This is a genomic window from Acetobacter okinawensis (assembly GCF_002153655.1).
Lineage (GTDB): Bacteria > Pseudomonadota > Alphaproteobacteria > Acetobacterales > Acetobacteraceae > Acetobacter > Acetobacter okinawensis_A.
Genome location: NZ_JOPJ01000010.1, coordinates 18,011 through 32,975 on the forward strand (window position 1 = coordinate 18,011; position 14,965 = coordinate 32,975).

Annotated in this window: 13 protein-coding genes; 5 read left to right on the top strand and 8 right to left on the bottom strand. The window is 55.3% G+C overall.

Annotation, left to right across the window (positions count from 1 at the left end):
* Nucleotides 1–68 precede the first annotated feature (68 nt).
* Complete coding sequence (locus tag HK26_RS06755) at nucleotides 69–959, top strand: LysR family transcriptional regulator (RefSeq protein ID WP_086639084.1); 891 nt, start codon at nucleotides 69–71, stop codon at nucleotides 957–959.
* Between the two features lie 51 nt (nucleotides 960–1,010).
* Here the strand turns inward: HK26_RS06755 and HK26_RS06760 are convergent, their stop codons facing one another.
* The gene (locus tag HK26_RS06760) at nucleotides 1,011–1,886 is read right to left on the bottom strand and encodes an arginase family protein (protein WP_257640898.1); all 876 of its coding nucleotides are present in this window, start codon (nucleotides 1,884–1,886) and stop codon (nucleotides 1,011–1,013) included.
* A 375-nt stretch (nucleotides 1,887–2,261) separates the two neighbouring features.
* On the opposite strand from HK26_RS06760, the gene HK26_RS06765 reads away from it, so the two are divergent.
* On the top strand, nucleotides 2,262–3,044 hold the full coding sequence (locus tag HK26_RS06765) for an AraC family transcriptional regulator (protein ID WP_086639086.1): 783 nt from the start codon (nucleotides 2,262–2,264) through the stop codon (nucleotides 3,042–3,044).
* Nucleotides 3,045–3,318: 274 nt separating this feature from the next.
* Nucleotides 3,319–5,535 carry a TonB-dependent siderophore receptor gene (locus HK26_RS06770; RefSeq protein ID WP_086639087.1) on the top strand — a complete coding sequence of 739 codons (2,217 nt, stop codon included), beginning with the start codon at nucleotides 3,319–3,321 and terminating at the stop codon, nucleotides 5,533–5,535.
* Between the two features lie 56 nt (nucleotides 5,536–5,591).
* Here the strand turns inward: HK26_RS06770 and HK26_RS06775 are convergent, their stop codons facing one another.
* The gene (locus HK26_RS06775) at nucleotides 5,592–6,389 is read right to left on the bottom strand and encodes an acid phosphatase (protein WP_257640899.1); all 798 of its coding nucleotides are present in this window, start codon (nucleotides 6,387–6,389) and stop codon (nucleotides 5,592–5,594) included.
* A 222-nt stretch (nucleotides 6,390–6,611) separates the two neighbouring features.
* Between HK26_RS06775 and HK26_RS06780 the strand changes: the two genes are divergently transcribed.
* Together HK26_RS06780 and HK26_RS06785 are read left to right on the top strand one after the other, a co-directional pair.
* The gene (locus tag HK26_RS06780; protein ID WP_086639088.1) at nucleotides 6,612–7,403 is read left to right on the top strand and encodes a deaminated glutathione amidase; all 792 of its coding nucleotides are present in this window, start codon (nucleotides 6,612–6,614) and stop codon (nucleotides 7,401–7,403) included.
* A 54-nt stretch (nucleotides 7,404–7,457) separates the two neighbouring features.
* On the top strand, nucleotides 7,458–8,654 hold the full coding sequence (locus HK26_RS06785) for an MFS transporter (RefSeq protein ID WP_086639089.1): 1,197 nt from the start codon (nucleotides 7,458–7,460) through the stop codon (nucleotides 8,652–8,654).
* Between the two features lie 23 nt (nucleotides 8,655–8,677).
* On the opposite strand, the gene HK26_RS06790 is transcribed toward HK26_RS06785, so the two are convergent.
* From HK26_RS06790 to HK26_RS06815, 6 genes are all read right to left on the bottom strand, one after another.
* Nucleotides 8,678–9,634 carry a GGDEF domain-containing protein gene (locus HK26_RS06790; RefSeq protein ID WP_086639090.1) on the bottom strand — a complete coding sequence of 319 codons (957 nt, stop codon included), beginning with the start codon at nucleotides 9,632–9,634 and terminating at the stop codon, nucleotides 8,678–8,680.
* A 387-nt stretch (nucleotides 9,635–10,021) separates the two neighbouring features.
* The gene (locus HK26_RS06795; RefSeq protein WP_086639091.1) at nucleotides 10,022–10,639 is read right to left on the bottom strand and encodes a YceI family protein; all 618 of its coding nucleotides are present in this window, start codon (nucleotides 10,637–10,639) and stop codon (nucleotides 10,022–10,024) included.
* A gap of 262 nt (nucleotides 10,640–10,901) precedes the next feature.
* Nucleotides 10,902–11,885, bottom strand: a complete 984-nt coding sequence (locus HK26_RS06800; RefSeq protein ID WP_086639127.1) for an ABC transporter ATP-binding protein — start codon at nucleotides 11,883–11,885, stop codon at nucleotides 10,902–10,904.
* Between the two features lie 45 nt (nucleotides 11,886–11,930).
* Nucleotides 11,931–12,968, bottom strand: a complete 1,038-nt coding sequence (locus tag HK26_RS06805; protein ID WP_086639092.1) for an ABC transporter ATP-binding protein — start codon at nucleotides 12,966–12,968, stop codon at nucleotides 11,931–11,933.
* Entirely contained in the window at nucleotides 12,958–13,932 is a 975-nt protein-coding gene (locus tag HK26_RS06810; RefSeq protein ID WP_086639093.1) for an ABC transporter permease, read from the bottom strand. The genes HK26_RS06805 and HK26_RS06810 overlap by 11 nt, the downstream gene beginning before the upstream one ends.
* Nucleotides 13,933–13,947: 15 nt before the next feature.
* Nucleotides 13,948–14,958: an ABC transporter permease gene (locus HK26_RS06815; RefSeq protein WP_374188226.1), complete on the bottom strand. Its 1,011-nt coding sequence runs from the start codon at nucleotides 14,956–14,958 to the stop codon at nucleotides 13,948–13,950.
* Nucleotides 14,959–14,965: the final 7 nt, after the last annotated feature.

Genomic DNA, 14,965 nt, shown 5'->3' on the forward strand with positions numbered 1-14,965 from the left:
CGGCAGAGCCTGTTTGCACGGTGTGTCTTGCCGGGGAAATACTGAGCCAAAGGCAGTAAGGCGTTACAATGTTCCGAGAAAATTTTAACGAACTTCTGTCTTTTCTAGCTGTTGCTCAGGAACGCAGTTTTACCCGTGCGGCGGCCCGGCGTGGCGTAACGCCTTCTGCCTTAAGCCACAGCATGCGCCTTTTGGAAGAGCGGTTGGGTGTCACCTTGCTGACCAGAACAACACGCAAGGTTGTTCCCACAAGTTCTGGTGAATATATTCTGCAAAATATTCAGCCGTTATTTGATGAGATGGAAACACGACTGTCATATCTGGAGGAGTTCAGGAGCAGCCCCAGAGGTAAGCTGCGGATTACCGTAACGGACGAGGCGCTATTGTATTTCCTGCGTCCCAGAATTGCAGATTTTCTTAAAAAATACCCTGAAATCAACTTGGAAATATCAACAGACATGCGGCTTGTTGATATTGTGGAGGAAGCATTTGATGCAGGCGTAAGGTTGGGGGAAATGGTCACGCAAGGTATGGTCTCCGTGCCGATTTCTCCCCCGATTGAATTTGTTGTTGTCGGTGCACCATCGTATTTTGCCACGCATTTACCGCCTAAAGTGCCTGATGCACTGACTGAGCATAGTTGTATAGGTGTCCGGCTTCCAACTTACGGCACACTCTACAAATGGCGTTTCAGGCAGAATGGGAAAGATATAAAATTCCAGCCAACAGGGCAGTTTATCTGTAACAACGTATTTGCTACGCGGGATGCCTGTTTGGATGGAATAGGTCTTGCCTATATTCCAAAAATTATTGCTCAGCCCCATATTGCGTCAGGTGAGCTTGTGATGGCTTTGGAAAAATTCTGCCCGACCCATGCAGGTTTCCATCTTTTTTACCCAAGACATAACCAGAACGCCATGCCGCTTGCTCTTTTTATTGAGGAGGTCAGGGTAAAATAATACTCCCGTAAGAGCATGCCAAAAATGGCATGCTCTTACGGGGTTTTTCCATCAACCACCCAGAAGGGGGAGTTGCTTCAGCATTTCCTGCAAATGCAGGGCGTCCCACGGCATATGTTCGGCAATGGTCAGGCCAACGACCTGCTTTTCTGTCGAGACTTCCCCGACCAGTTTTAAAACATCTGCAATATTCAGCTTGCCTTCGGCAACATCTCCAAAGTCGTGCTTTCCACGTCCCGGTTTTGCAAAAAGAAGGGAGCGGAAGTTATGGGGGTCAAGCACGTCCAGGTCCAGATGGATTGCCAGAACCTCTATGTTGCTCTCACTGAGCCATTGCATAACGGGTTGAGCACCATTGCGCACCTCCTGTGGGGAGCAGGTGCGGATACCATGCTCGGCAATAAACTGCGTTTCGTAAGGGAGTGGGTCATGAATACCCGCGATCATGACCTTGTCTGCCTTCACTGGTTTTTTGACTTCATGAGTCAGGTCCGGGTCTCCGTGCCCCATTAGCGCGCCCAGCACATGGGCATGCGCATTTTTGTACTGTTCGGGTGTTTGAACATCGGGGTGGGTATCAATCCATAGGATGCCCAGCTTGTCCCCATAATGTTCTGACAACCATGCAAATGGAGAGAGGGAGACCAGACAGTCGCCCCCCAGAACGGCAATTGATTGGGGCTGGTGGCGTTCAATAATGCTGCGGGCTGCTTTGGCCTGCTTAACCAGCACGCTGCGCCCATGCATATTGTTCTCAAGGGGGAGGGGAGCACCACTTGGTGCATCAACCGGAACCTCCTCAACCGGGCCGTGGGCGGGCGGTGCCAGCCATGCCAGCAATCTGGAGCCCAGATAATAGGGCGGGTTATCACCCCCCTGCCATTGGGGGAAAATCAGGCGCAATGTGTTCTTGTCCTGCTTTGACACGATAAATCTCCTGCAACGGGCAATACATAAGAGCTTGTGCTCCGCACCGGGGATGCGTGCATCGTCCGGACCATTTTTGCGGGCGCTGTTGTCTATAGTTCTGCCCCTTATTTCATGAATATTATGCATTTCATAGAGTATTATTGCTGAAATATATTCACAAATATAGTGAGCGGGCAGGGTATAGTCATGCAGTATGTTCCTATCATAATAGATAGTTTTTTGTCTGTTTCTCCGGTGGTGTGGCGAGGTCTGTGCTCGGGCTAGTTAGAACAGACTTGATATGACAGTCCTGTTTCTGAGATAATCGGGCTGTAATAAGCCTGAGGCAGTCCATTGGGTGAGTTTTACAGAAATGGGCTGGATATAAACACCATGAAGCGTACTGCGGATTTTCCGCGTCATCCTCCCCCCGTGGTGGGGTTTGCGGATTGTTATACTGGCGGATTTGTGGACGCATTCCATACGCATGAGCGGGCGCAACTGTCTATTTTTCTGGCGGGGAGTGTAACGGTCAACACTCAGGACGAAAGCTTTGTGCTGGGGCCGGGGCAGGGGATGTGGCTACCTGCGCACGTCATGCATCAGGCAACCTGCCGCACTGATCTGGTTTTTCAGGTCGTTTATGTCGATCCCAGTTTTACAGGGGCAGAGTTGCCTCCTTGCAAAATGTTCGATGTGTCCTCCCTCATGCGCGGGCTTGTGGACGAAATTATTGCAATGACCTTCAACTTTGCAATGGACGACCGTATGTCGGCCATTGCCCGGCTCCTTATGGAAGAAATTAACCGGGCGCCCCGCATAGCAGACAGGCTGCTTTTTCCAACAGACCTGCGGTTGCGGCGTGTGTGTGAGGCGATTATTGCCCAGCCCGGAGATTGCCACGATATTGACTACTGGGCGCGTGAGGCTGGTATGGCGCGCCGCACGTTTACCCGCCTTTTTCAGCAGGAAATGGGCATGGGCTTTGCCACATGGCGGCGTAGGGTCAGGGTTGTGGAGGCCGCTGCCAGACTGGCCACTGGCCAGTCCATTGCCGAGGTCGCGTTTGATCTTGGTTATGACAATGCAGGTAGCTTCAGTACCATGTTTCATCGCACGTTTGGTGCAGTGCCCAGCACGTTACGCACCACTGCGTCGCAGACGTCCCGTTCGTAAAAAACGGGCAGAGTGCCGCACTCTCACGGATTGAGTGTTTTTTCTTTTTTAACAGCATAGCTTTGAACAGCCACCATAAAGCTCGGTTTGCCGGTAACGGCAGCCGGGCATTTTGGCGTTCAGGCGGAACTTTGTAGCGTTTGGGCCAATATCGGGCTCCTTGCTTGCTGCGGGTTGTGAATATGGATAGGAGCGCAATTGAGTATCATTATTAACAAATAAGCCGGTAGCAGCCCTCCTACGCAGGAGAGGCCGGTAACAGAACGAGTTGGGTATGAAGCGCAGCAAAATTTTCTATACGGTTTTTTGCTCGTTTGTTCTGAGTGATGCGGCTTTTGCGGCCGATCAGGAGGTACAGACGGATCAATTCCAGCACGCCAAGGCCGCGACAACTGCGCAGGTCGCCGCCAAAAAGGCCAATGCAGAAGCCCTCCAGAACGAAATGGTTGAGGTGCGTGGGCATGGCAGGTCCTCTGTCGTGGCGTCTTCTGCCACAAAAACCAACACGCCACTGGTAGAGACAGCGCAGTCTGTTACCGTCATCACACGGGATGAAATGGATACGCGCGGTGTTCTCACTCTCAATCAGGCCGTACGCTATGCTGCTGGCATAACGGCTGATACGCGGGGTGGGGAGGGCACGCGTTATGACCTGTTCGACCTACGCGGATTTACTGTTCCTACGTTTCTTGATGGGTTGAAGGTGCAGGACAGCCCGACCGGCTTTGCCGTGGCCCAGACTGACACGTTCCGTCTGGACCGGGTTGAGTTGTTGAAAGGCCCCGCCTCCGCGTTGTATGGCCAGTCGAGCCCCGGTGGGTTGACGGCCCTGTCGAGCAAGCTGCCCACTGATCAGAAGTTTTACGGGTCTGTCGGTACAACCGGGGGCATGTTTGACCTGTACCGTGTGGATGCCGATGTCGGTGGCTTTGCTACGGATGATGGCCTTGTGCGCTACCGTATTTACGGTACGGCCAATGGGCAGCATACACAACTCAGCAAAACAGGGAGCAGGCGCTTTAGCATAAGCCCGGCCTTTACATTTGGTGGGGATGGCCCAACAACCCTGACCCTGCTGGGCAATTACCAGTATGACCCCGAGAACGGCTCTTATGGCGGTGCACCACTTGTGGGTTCATACAAGGCTGGAACATTTGGCTATCTGCCCCGTAATTTTTATGATGGCGATGCCTCGTTTGAAAAATTCAACCGCAGGCAGGGCGGAATTACCTATATTCTGAACCATCGTTTTAATGACGACTGGAGCTTTAGCACCCGTGGTCGCTACGATGATATCATGACCAATTATCGCAGTGTGCTGAACACCGGGGATTATGACAGCCCGGACATGACAAGCGGCACCATGCTTGGCCGGTACTCCTATGGAGCACGCGAACATAACCACAATCTGGCATTTGACAGCCAGTTCAAGGGGCATGTTCGCACCGGGGCGTTGCAGCATGCGCTTATGTTTGGCTTTGACTACATGCAGCAACACTCGCGTGATAATGAGAGCATGGGTACGGCCCCCGATCTGGATGTGGTCAATCCGGATTATAATATGGCCATTCCCGACATGGACCCGGCGGAAAATTACCGGACAACCTCGCAGCAGATCGGGGTTTATGCTCAGGATGAAATACGCTGGCGGCGTTTTATCCTGACCGGTAGCCTGCGAAATGACTGGTACCACGCACACCGGGTTACTTACCTGACTCCTTCGGATGAGACACAGAATTCCAGCAAAATTACGTGGCGTGCCTCTGGTCTTTACCACTTCGATTTTGGCCTTGCGCCTTATATCAGCTATTCAACCTCCTTTCAGCCGCAGGTTGGTAATGTGGTGAGCGCAGATGGGCTCAGCACGCGGCAGGCAACCCCGTCCATGGGCAAGCAGCTTGAAGGTGGGGTGAAGTACCAGTTGCCCGGCACCACGTTGTTACTGACTGCGGCGGGCTTTCACATCGAGCAGAGCAACGTGCTTGTCTCTGTTCCGGGGACGGGGAATTACACGCAGAGTGGGCTTGTGCATTCCGATGGCTTTGAGTTTGAAGCGCATGCCGAGCCGTTCCACAATCTGATGCTGACAGCCGCCGTGAGTGTGCAGAAGATCAAGGATGATTCCACACAAAAACCGCTGGTTCAGTCTGGCCGTGGGAATGCCTCGCTGTTTGCATTCTACACGATGCCATCGGGTAAACTCAAAGGATTCGGCTTTGGGGGCGGTATGCGTTACACCGCCAGAACCTATGGTGGAGAACTGGCCGATGGCAGCGTGTGGCTTCCACAATATGCGCTGTTTGATGCGTCAGTCTCGTATGACATGTCCAACCTTTCCCACGCGCTCAAAGGGTGGAAAGTGTCGGCCAATGTTCGTAACCTGTTTGACAAGAACTACGTTGCCAACTGCTACGCGGATGGGGCCGTTGGTGGATATTGCTTCTATGGTGAGCGCCGCAATGCACAGGCCAGCATAGGTTATAGCTGGTAAAAAGGGGGCGGGCAGTAGCCTGGAGCTACTGCCTGCTTTTTATAGTGATCATCAGGTTAAAAAATATCTGCTGCCGCTTTTTGTTCTGTGGTGCAGGTGGTGGCATCGGGTTGTGTCGGGTGGGCCTGTAGAGCCTGAAGCTCCGCACGGACAGCTGTCATTTTTTCCACAAACCAGGGTTGAGCCTGTAGTGCGGCAAACATGGCGGCGCCGTTCATGTATCCTGCCTGCACATCGCTCTTCCAGTGCACACCGCAGACAATGCGGCTTTCGCCAAAAATGCGGGCACGCTGCATAATCTCGCTAGCCCGCTCAGGCAGGGCGCTGGCCAGAATGGACGCGGTCATCCAGCCCCACGTGGTATGTCCCGATGGGTAGGAAAAACTGGTCTGTAATTTGCTGCGCGCGTCTGGCGTGCAGATGTCCTGCTGATTCCCCACAAACGGGCGCGGCCTGTGCCAGAAGTTTTTTTCTTCCGTTACGCGCTGTTCGGTTGGTTGTGCCAAGGTCTTTAGCAGGTCAAGTAGGGCGGGTAACCTGTCCGCGCGAAGGGTGAACCCGGCGGCACAGGAAAAATCACTGATAACGTGTTGCGGTGTAAGGTCTGCATCATTATGCGCCAGTTGCCAGCGACTGCTGCCAATGAGCGCGCGCGTGTTTTCAAAGGCCTGCACATCGGCTTCCTGCGCATGCGAGCCAGCGGGCGGCGGTGGGGGCAGAAAGTTGCGGCCATCTGGTAGCAGGGCTGTTTGGGCCGCACAGGGCTGGGGCAGGGCAGGTAGGGCCAGACAGAGCGTTGCGGCACAAAAAGCAAAAAGACCATGGCGCATGGTGCGGACCTTACATATGGACATGAGCAGGGATTGTCCCATACGCCAAACAGAGCCAGAGCGCGTGTGACGCTTTGATGATGAATACACTATTCGGGGTTGCTGGGGCACGCGCCTTGTGCATGCTATGTCTCCTCCACGGCCATTGTACCGGGTTTTGCACTTGCTTGCGCAAGTGTTGTAGGCTGGGTCTGCTGGCAGGCGGGCACGTTCTCCCGCATGGTTGTGCCCACAAGGATATCTCGGATGAAAATCGCCCTAGGACAGTTTGCCGTCGCTCCGGAATGGCGCGCTAATCTTGCTCAATGCGCCTCCCTGATCGAGCGTGCCGTAGCCGAGGGGGCCAAGCTGCTTGTGCTGCCGGAGAGTTTGATTGCGGCCGATATGCATGATCCGGGCATTACCGTGCGCACGGCCCAGCCACTTGATGGACCATTTGTAAGTGGTCTGGTGAGTGCGCTGGCGGGTACGGACCTGAGCCTGATCTGCTGTATTGCCACACCAGCACACCCGGCCCTGACCCATAACTGCCAGATTGTGCTGAATGCGAACGGGCTTGTTGCGTGTTACCGTAAACTACACCTGTATGATGCCTTCAGCATGAAGGAATCAAACGATTATGTCCCCGGCACGGAACTGCCCCCCATTGTGCAGGTGGGGGATATTCGTGTGGGGTTGATGACCTGTTATGATGTGCGCTTCCCCGAGGTTGCGCGCTCTCTTGCCGTGCGCGGAGCAGATCTGCTGAGCGTGCCGGCGGCATGGGTGCGTGGGCCGGGCAAGGAATGGCACTGGGAGGTCATGGTAACGGCCAGAGCGTTGGAAAATACCTGCTATGTTGCCGCAGTGGGTGAGTGTGGGCCACGCAACATAGGGTGCAGCATGCTGGTGGACCCATTAGGGGTTGCCGTGACCCGTGCGGGAAGTGGGCCCGACCTGTTGTTTGCTACTGTGGATAAGGAGCGCATCCGCACGGCGCGCGAAGCACTGCCCGTGCTGGCCAACCGCCGTTTTTGCGATCCTGACCTAAAGCGTTAACCGCATATCCGAGCCGCGATCGGTCTGTCTTTCTGTGTTTTTAATCAGGTAGCCATGCTTTTTAAAAATCTTTCGACCGAAGCCATTATTGGGCTTTGGGCTTTGTTTGCCTGCACCTTTACAGCGCTGACCAGTGAGGTCGCACCCGTGGGCATTCTGATTGAAATGGCGCGGAGCTTCCATATCCCCGAAGGTAAAGCGGGTTTGGCTGTTAGTGCGTTTGCGCTCATGGTTACGCTGGGTGCCGTGCCTTTAACAATCCTGACTGCGCATGTTGACCGCAAACGGCTGATGCTGCTTTCCCTCTCCGGGTATGTCGTGTCCAATCTGGTGGTGGCCATGGCCCCGACCTTTGGCCTTTTATGTGTGGGGCGGCTGATTGGTGGGGTGGCCCATGCGCTGCTTATGTCCATTGTCTCGGCCTATGCGGCACGTCTGGTACCACCGAGCATGACGGGGCGGGCCATTTCCTTTGTGTATGGCGGCACATCGTTGGGCGCCATACTGGGGGTGCCGGGTACAGCCGCTGTGGGGCATCTGGCAAGCTGGCGCGTGGCCATGTACATCATGACTGGCCTTGCCGTTGTGCTGACACTCTGTATTGCGTTTTTTCTTCCCCCCGTATCATCGACTGTGCATGTCAAGGAGAGCCTGCCCAACATTGTCTCCCGTAAGGTCATGCGCACCTTTCTGATTGTTGTTGCAGTGGATGCTGTCTTCTTTTTTGCACATAATCTGCTGTACACTTATGTGACGCCGCTCCTGCTGGCACATGGGCTGCCGGATGGAGCGCTGAGTATTGCCCTGTTACTGACAGGTGCCTTGAGCATTCTGGGGCTGTGGGGTGCTGGGCAGATTGTGGACCGTCGGCCCGCAGCGGGCATGCTGGCCAGTGGCATGGCCATGCTGGTTGGTATGGGGCTGATGTACGGCCATATTCTGCCGGGATGGTCGTCCGTAGGTGCTGTGGGGCTGTGGTGCATTGGCTACTCAGCCATTATTCCGTTTGTTATGTCTGGCGCCATCCGTGCCCGTGCAACACGGGCGGACGTGGCGGGGGCTGCCATTAATGCCGCCAGTAATGCGGGTATTCTACTTGGCTCAGCCGCCGGGGGTGTGGTGTTGACCCATTATGGTTTTGCGGTGCTGACCCCCATGGCCATTGTGGTGGCGTTGTGTGGTATTCTCATCGCGTTTTTCAGCACGTCCGCTTTTCCGCACGTCCTGCATCCGTCCGAGCATGACACATAATGCTGCTCTGCCTGCTCCGCCCCTTACGGGGCAGGTTCTTTGTTGATTGCTGAGGCTTTTGCGGCGCGTTTTCTGGCGGGAGTGCTCTTTTTGGTGCTGTACATTGAATGATCAGCATGGACCATGATTGCGGCAAGGTCCTTACCATCCTCAGGGTACAGCCCCCCACCAATACTGCCTGAGAGAGTGAGCTTGATGGCGTTGACAACAACAGGGCGGCGGAGGGTGGCAAGCAGCTTGTTGCGTATTGTATCCAGCATCGCTCTGCTCTCAATATCAGGGAGCAGGACACCAAATTCATCTCCACCCAGACGAACGACATAGTCAGATTTACGTATGTTTTTGCGCAGCCGGGTCGCAAGTGCGCGCAACACGTTATCTCCGGTTGCGTGGCCGTAGGTGTCGTTGATCGGTTTAAAACGGTCCAGATCAATCATCAGGAAGCCTATGGTCTGGGTGGGGTCATCTTCAATTTCCTCACTCCACCGCTCCATCAGGCCGCGTCTGTTGCCCACTCCTGTCAATTCGTCTGTAAAAGCGTCTTTCTGGAGAGCACGATATTTACGTTTTATGTCCGAAATGTCGTGAAAAATGCCAATAGCAATCCCTGTTTTATGGAATATCAGTGCATAGTGCTGCACAATACGTACTTTGCCGTCAGCGCCTTTGATGTCCAGAACAAGGCCGGATAGCTCGCTTGTTTCCTCCAGATCAGCCCGGCTGTGTGCATGTTCAATCTGTGCGCGGAACTGTTCTTGCTGTTTTTGGTCAACGCAACTGCGGTCTATAAGGTCCGCTATGGTTTCGATCCTATCGTCCGCAATAAGGCTGAACGCAGGGTTGCGCAGAATAATCCGATGGTCAGACAGGCGGACAACAACCGTCCCGATTGGCACCTTACTGAACAGTGTCTGCCCTAAAATACCCAGATCGGGGAGGGAGTTGAAGTCGATCTCACCAAGCTGGGGAGCGGTGTTCATGGAGGGCTGTTATCCTGCTTCAGCTGTTCAGGCTGGTCTGGTGCCTCCGTCATGAGGCCATTCATCTGTGGCTATAAGCCAGAATGAATGAGGTCTTAAAACTCTTTTTTGGCTATGACCATTATGTCTTAGCGTTGTTCTGATATGAATCTACGTTAAATACAGCATAAGCAATGACATATATCAATCATACTACATTATTAGTATCCCCTATGTGTGGGACAGATGTCGCTTTTGTCTTGCTGTAAGGATATGAGGCAGGATTTTTTTGCGTCAAAGGGGAGTAGTCGGCGCTCTGGCGGAAGGCTGGTGTTTGCTTTTGGTCGGAAGGACAAAACCCCCAGCCACGACTGCTCTCTGGCATGCCATGGCTGGGGGACGCTCTCGTTAGTCCTGCTTTTCAAAGGCGCCGGCAATGCGCAGGGTCACGGTATCGCTGACGTAGGGCACATACATTTTTATGCCAAAATCACTGCGGTTCAGGGTGCCTGTGGCTTCAAACCCGGTTGTATATTTTTTGTCCATAGGGTTCACGCCCGCGCCAATAAAATGCACGGCCAGCGTGAGGGGCTTTGTCACGCCGTGGAGTGTCAGGTTGCCATTGACGGTTGCGTTGTTCTGGCCGGTCAGCTTGACGCTGGTTGAAACAAATGTTGCATCCGCGAACTTGGCGGCATCAAACCACTGTGCGCTCTTGAGTTCATCTGTCAGCTTTGTGCTGGTGGTCTGGACCGAGGCAACAGGAATAGTGACGGACAGCTTGGATGCGCTGGGGTTTTTTGCATTAAGTTCCAGAGTGCCAGAGGCATTGGAGAAAGCGCCAAAATAATTGGTAAATCCAAAATGCAGGACAGAAAAACCAACCTGAGTGTGTCCAGGCTCAACGGCATAATTGCCAGACTGAACCTGCGCTGCGTTGCTGACTGTCTGGGCGGAAACGGGTGTTACTGTGCTTAAAGCGAGAACGGCAGAGGCGGCAGTCAGTAAAGAGGAAAAGCGGGTCATGCTGAAAAGTCTCCAAAAATAGAATGAGCAACCGGGCTGGAGCAGATTTTGCGGGTAAAAACCTTGTTTTATCGGGTTATCCAGCCGTGCCGTGAATTGTCCCCACCTGAATAGCAGCCTTAAAGTGGATGAATAAACAACAATAATATAAATGCTTTGTTTCTGGTTTTTACGTACACGCTGTTGGGATGTGACGCGTTTCTACCATGGAGCGCCAGGCCGTACGCGTCGGAGTGCTACCAGTGGTTGCATGGTTGGAGTGCTATAAAACCGGGTAATGGCAGGCGACCTCATGGCCGGGGGATATCTGCCTTAAAAGAGGAATGTCACTCTGGCAGCGTGGTTGCATGGCCGGGCAGCGGGTATGGAAGCGACACCCTGATGGTTTATGCACCGGGCTGGGAATTTCCCCGCGTAGCGGAGCATGCCGAGACGCCCCGACCACAGGTTGGGGGACCGCACGGGTCAATGCGATGGTGTAAGGGTGTGCGGCATTGTGTAACACCGTATCGGTATCGCCCAGTTCCACAATGGCACCAAGGTACATGACGGCGACACGGGTGGAAATCTGGCGTACGACGGCAAGGTCGTGTGCAATAAAAACATAGGTCAGGCCAAGCTGTTTTTGCAAGTCGGCAAACAGGTTCACAATCTGTGCCTGCACGGATACATCCAGTGCAGAAACCGGTTCGTCCGCAACGACAAGGCGGGGCGCAAGGGCTAGCGCGCGCGCAATGTTGATACGTTGGCGCTGGCCGCCAGAAAATTCATGCGGATAACGCTCCAGAGCACTTTGGGGCAGGCTTACCAGATCCATAAGCTCGGTCAGCCGGTGCGTTATGGATGACGCGGTGCGTCTGCTGCCATCGGGGGCGCGGTGCACCCGCAGGGGTTCGGCCAGCAGGTCACCTATTCGCCTGCGGGGGTTGAGGGAGGCATACGAGTCCTGGAACACCATCTGCATACGCTGGCGTAGCGGGCGCAGCGTGCGCTCGGGCAGATGTGTAATGTCCTGCCCCTCAAACAAAATCTGACCGGATGACACATCGTGCAGGCGCAGCAGGCAGCGCCCCAGTGTGGATTTGCCACAGCCGGATTCCCCAACAAGACCGAGCACTTCTCCGGGCATGACGGAGAAAGAAACACCATCTACCGCCTTGAGTGATTGCCCGCGTTTGAGCGCGTAGGTTTTGTAAACATCCCTGACCGCCAGAAGGGGGAGGGGGGCATGGGGGGGCTGTCTCATGTTGGTGGCCTGTGGTGTGGAGTGGGGCGAGCGCATGGTGGCTCCTCACACGGCAAAGGATGTGGTGCTGCAAGCCTGCCGGGGCAATGGCGTGCCTTCTGTGGGCAGAACGCAGGCGACCCGCTGGTCCGGCCCAACAACATGGAGTGGCGGAGGTGGAGCAGGCAGGCAGGTAGCATGTGTATAGGTGCAGCGTGGGGCAAAAGCACAGCCCACGGGGCGCTCTGCTGGCTGGGGTGGTCCACCGGGTATGGCAGGCAGGCGCTCGGGGCGTGGCCCGCTCATGGGGGGGATGGAGGCCAGAAGGGCTGCTGTGTAGGGGTGTTGCGGGTGGGCGAACAGGTCCTGCGTTGTTCCCTCTTCCGCCACTCTGCCAGAATACAGGACCAGCGTGCGGTCGCATGTCTCGGCTACTACGCCCATGTCATGGGTTATCAGCAGAATGGATGATCCATGGGTTGTGCGCAACTTGCGCATCAGGTCCAGAATCTGGGCCTGAACGGTCACATCCAGCGCTGTGGTGGGTTCATCCGCAATGAGCAGTGACGGATTGCATGATAGAGCCATGGCGATCATCGCGCGCTGGCGCAAACCGCCAGAGAGTTGATATGGGTAGCGGTTGGCCGTGTTTGCCGGGTCTGGAACGCCCATTTCCGCCAGCAGTTCAATCGTGCGCGTGCGCGCCTGTTTGCGTGAGAGGCTGTTGTGCACGCGCAGTTGTTCATCAATCTGCCAGCCGATGGTGTAAACCGGCGTAAAAGCGGTCATGGGGTCTTGAAAGATCATGGCAATTTCCCGCCCACGCAAGGCGCGGAACTGCCGGGCGGATAGGCCAAGAATTTCCTGCCCCTTAAAACGGACAGAGCCGGTTATGGTCACGCCGGGTGCGTCAATCAGGCCCATAAGAGCCATGGCGGTGACGGATTTGCCAGAACCGGATTCCCCCACCAGCCCCAGAATTTCCCGCCCCGCCATGCTGAAGGATATGTTCTCGACAATGGGAATATTCTGCCCGCGTGAGGTAAAGCTGATCGACAGGTCGCGCACATCCAGCAGGGGAGGGGAGTGTGTGTCAGTGGACATCGCGCACCCTCGGGTCGAGAAAAAGATAGGCGGCATCGACTACCGCGTTGGCCAGTACCACAAACACGGCGGAATACATGACCGTGGCCATAATAAGGGGCAGGTCAAGGCTGTTCAGTGCCTGATAGGTCAGGCGGCCAACACCGGGTAGGCCAAAAACAACTTCGGTGAGCAATGCCCCCCCACCGACAAGCTGGGCAAAATCCATACCAAAGAGCGAGACAAAGGTGATGAGTGCTGTGCGCAGCCCATGGCGGAGCAGCACACGGCTGGGGGAAAGCCCCTTGGCGCGGGCCGTCCGCATGAAGTCTTCCCCCATAATCGCCACCAGATCGGCCCGGAGGATACGGCTGTAAATCCCAACAAACATGACGGCCAGCACACACCACGGAATAACCAGTGCACGGAACCACGCCAACGGGTTTTGGCTAAAAGGCACGTACCCTAGCCCCGGCACCCATGAGAACAGCCATGTGTCATGGTAACGGTTTTGGGTAATCAGGTTGACCACCTGCCCCAGCCAGAACACGGGGATGGAAATGCCAACCAGCCCCGCCATCATGAGCAGTCTGTCTATCCACGATCCTTTGCATGCGGCGGCCAGAACACCCATGCCAATGGACAGTACCACCCAGATGATGGCCGCACCCGTAACAAGCGAGAGGGTTACAGGCGCTGCGCGCATGATTTCGGGCACCACCAGTTCACCACGGTTGGCGTAGCTTGCCAGATCACGCGTGATGAACAGTTTTTTCATCATAATCGCGTATTGCACGGGCAGGGGGCGGTCAAAGCCATATTCCTTACGGACTTTTTCCATGGTCTGCGGGGCGGCATTGCGCCCTGCAATACGGGCCGTAGGGTCTGCGCCGGGCGTTGCAAAAAACACGGCAAACACAAGAGCGGAAATGCCAAACAGAACAAAAACCGTCTGTCCCATACGGCGCAGGAGAGGGAGGATCATGCGGTGCTTTTCCTCTCATTCACGCCGGGAGGTGTCGCGCACATCAAGCGCATCGCGCAGCCCATCGCCCAGAATGTTCAGCGCGAGCACTACGGCCACAATGGCAAGGCCCGGAGCAATGGCCACCATCGGGCGGGTATAAATCAACCCTTCGCCATCAAGAATAATTGTTCCCCATGACGCAGCGGGGGCCTGCACCCCAATGGACAGGAAAGAGAGCGCACTTTCTGCCAGCAGCGCCATGGCCATAAGCAGTGGCCCCATAACAACCAGCGTTGTGCTGACATTGGGCAGAATGTCATGCAGCACAATGCGCCAGCGTGGCACGCCAAGGCAGCGGGCCGCAGTAACAAACTCGGCCTGACGCAGGGCAATGACCCGCCCGCGCACGGGCCGCGCGGCATAGGGAACATAGACCAGAGCAATAATAACAATGGGAATGAGCAGGTTGTCTGCCTCGATCACAAACGGACCAATGTGCAGGCTGGATGTAATGGTGACAATGGAGAGCGAAATGGCAAACAGGTAAACAGGCACCGCCCACATAATATCCATGAGCCGGCATAAAACCATGTCCGTTATGCCACCAAAAAAACCGGCGACAATGCCCACCGTCCCAGCCATGACAAGGCACAGAACTGCGGCCGAGAAGGAAATCAGCAGCGAGTTGCGGCCCCCGTAAAGCAGGCGGGCCATAATGTCACGGCCCTGACTGTCCGCTCCCAGCAGGTATGTGGCGTGGCCTGTTGGGCCAATGGGACTCAGGCCCAGATGCAGCGGGTTGTCATTGGGCTGCATAATATCCGTTTCCTGCCCGTTGAGCACAATGGTCCCCGCGACATTGGAGACAAACGGGTCCACATGGGCAATGTGGCGGGCATAAAACGGGGCACACAGGCAGGCCAGCACAATCAGGCCAAGAACCGCAAGGGAGGCAAGGGCAGAGCGGTTGCGCAGTAACGAGCGCAGGGCACTTTGCCATGGTCCGGCGGAGGTTCGGGGCGTGTCGGACGGCTTGGTCATCATGCTGGAT

Bases quoted from the DNA above. Each gene is read 5' to 3' on its own strand.
- HK26_RS06755 (WP_086639084.1), top strand. From the start codon at position 69: ATGTTCCGAGAAAATTTTAACGAACTTCTGTCTTTTCTAGCTGTTGCT.
- HK26_RS06765 (WP_086639086.1), top strand. From the start codon at position 2,262: ATGAAGCGTACTGCGGATTTTCCGCGTCATCCTCCCCCCGTGGTGGGG.
- HK26_RS06770 (WP_086639087.1), top strand. From the start codon at position 3,319: ATGAAGCGCAGCAAAATTTTCTATACGGTTTTTTGCTCGTTTGTTCTG.
- HK26_RS06775 (WP_257640899.1), bottom strand. From the start codon at position 6,389: ATGTCCATATGTAAGGTCCGCACCATGCGCCATGGTCTTTTTGCTTTT.
- HK26_RS06780 (WP_086639088.1), top strand. From the start codon at position 6,612: ATGAAAATCGCCCTAGGACAGTTTGCCGTCGCTCCGGAATGGCGCGCT.
- HK26_RS06785 (WP_086639089.1), top strand. From the start codon at position 7,458: ATGCTTTTTAAAAATCTTTCGACCGAAGCCATTATTGGGCTTTGGGCT.
- HK26_RS06790 (WP_086639090.1), bottom strand. From the start codon at position 9,634: ATGAACACCGCTCCCCAGCTTGGTGAGATCGACTTCAACTCCCTCCCC.
- HK26_RS06795 (WP_086639091.1), bottom strand. From the start codon at position 10,639: ATGACCCGCTTTTCCTCTTTACTGACTGCCGCCTCTGCCGTTCTCGCT.
- HK26_RS06800 (WP_086639127.1), bottom strand. From the start codon at position 11,885: ATGAGACAGCCCCCCCATGCCCCCCTCCCCCTTCTGGCGGTCAGGGAT.
- HK26_RS06805 (WP_086639092.1), bottom strand. From the start codon at position 12,968: ATGTCCACTGACACACACTCCCCTCCCCTGCTGGATGTGCGCGACCTG.
- HK26_RS06810 (WP_086639093.1), bottom strand. From the start codon at position 13,932: ATGATCCTCCCTCTCCTGCGCCGTATGGGACAGACGGTTTTTGTTCTG.
- HK26_RS06815 (WP_374188226.1), bottom strand. From the start codon at position 14,958: ATGATGACCAAGCCGTCCGACACGCCCCGAACCTCCGCCGGACCATGG.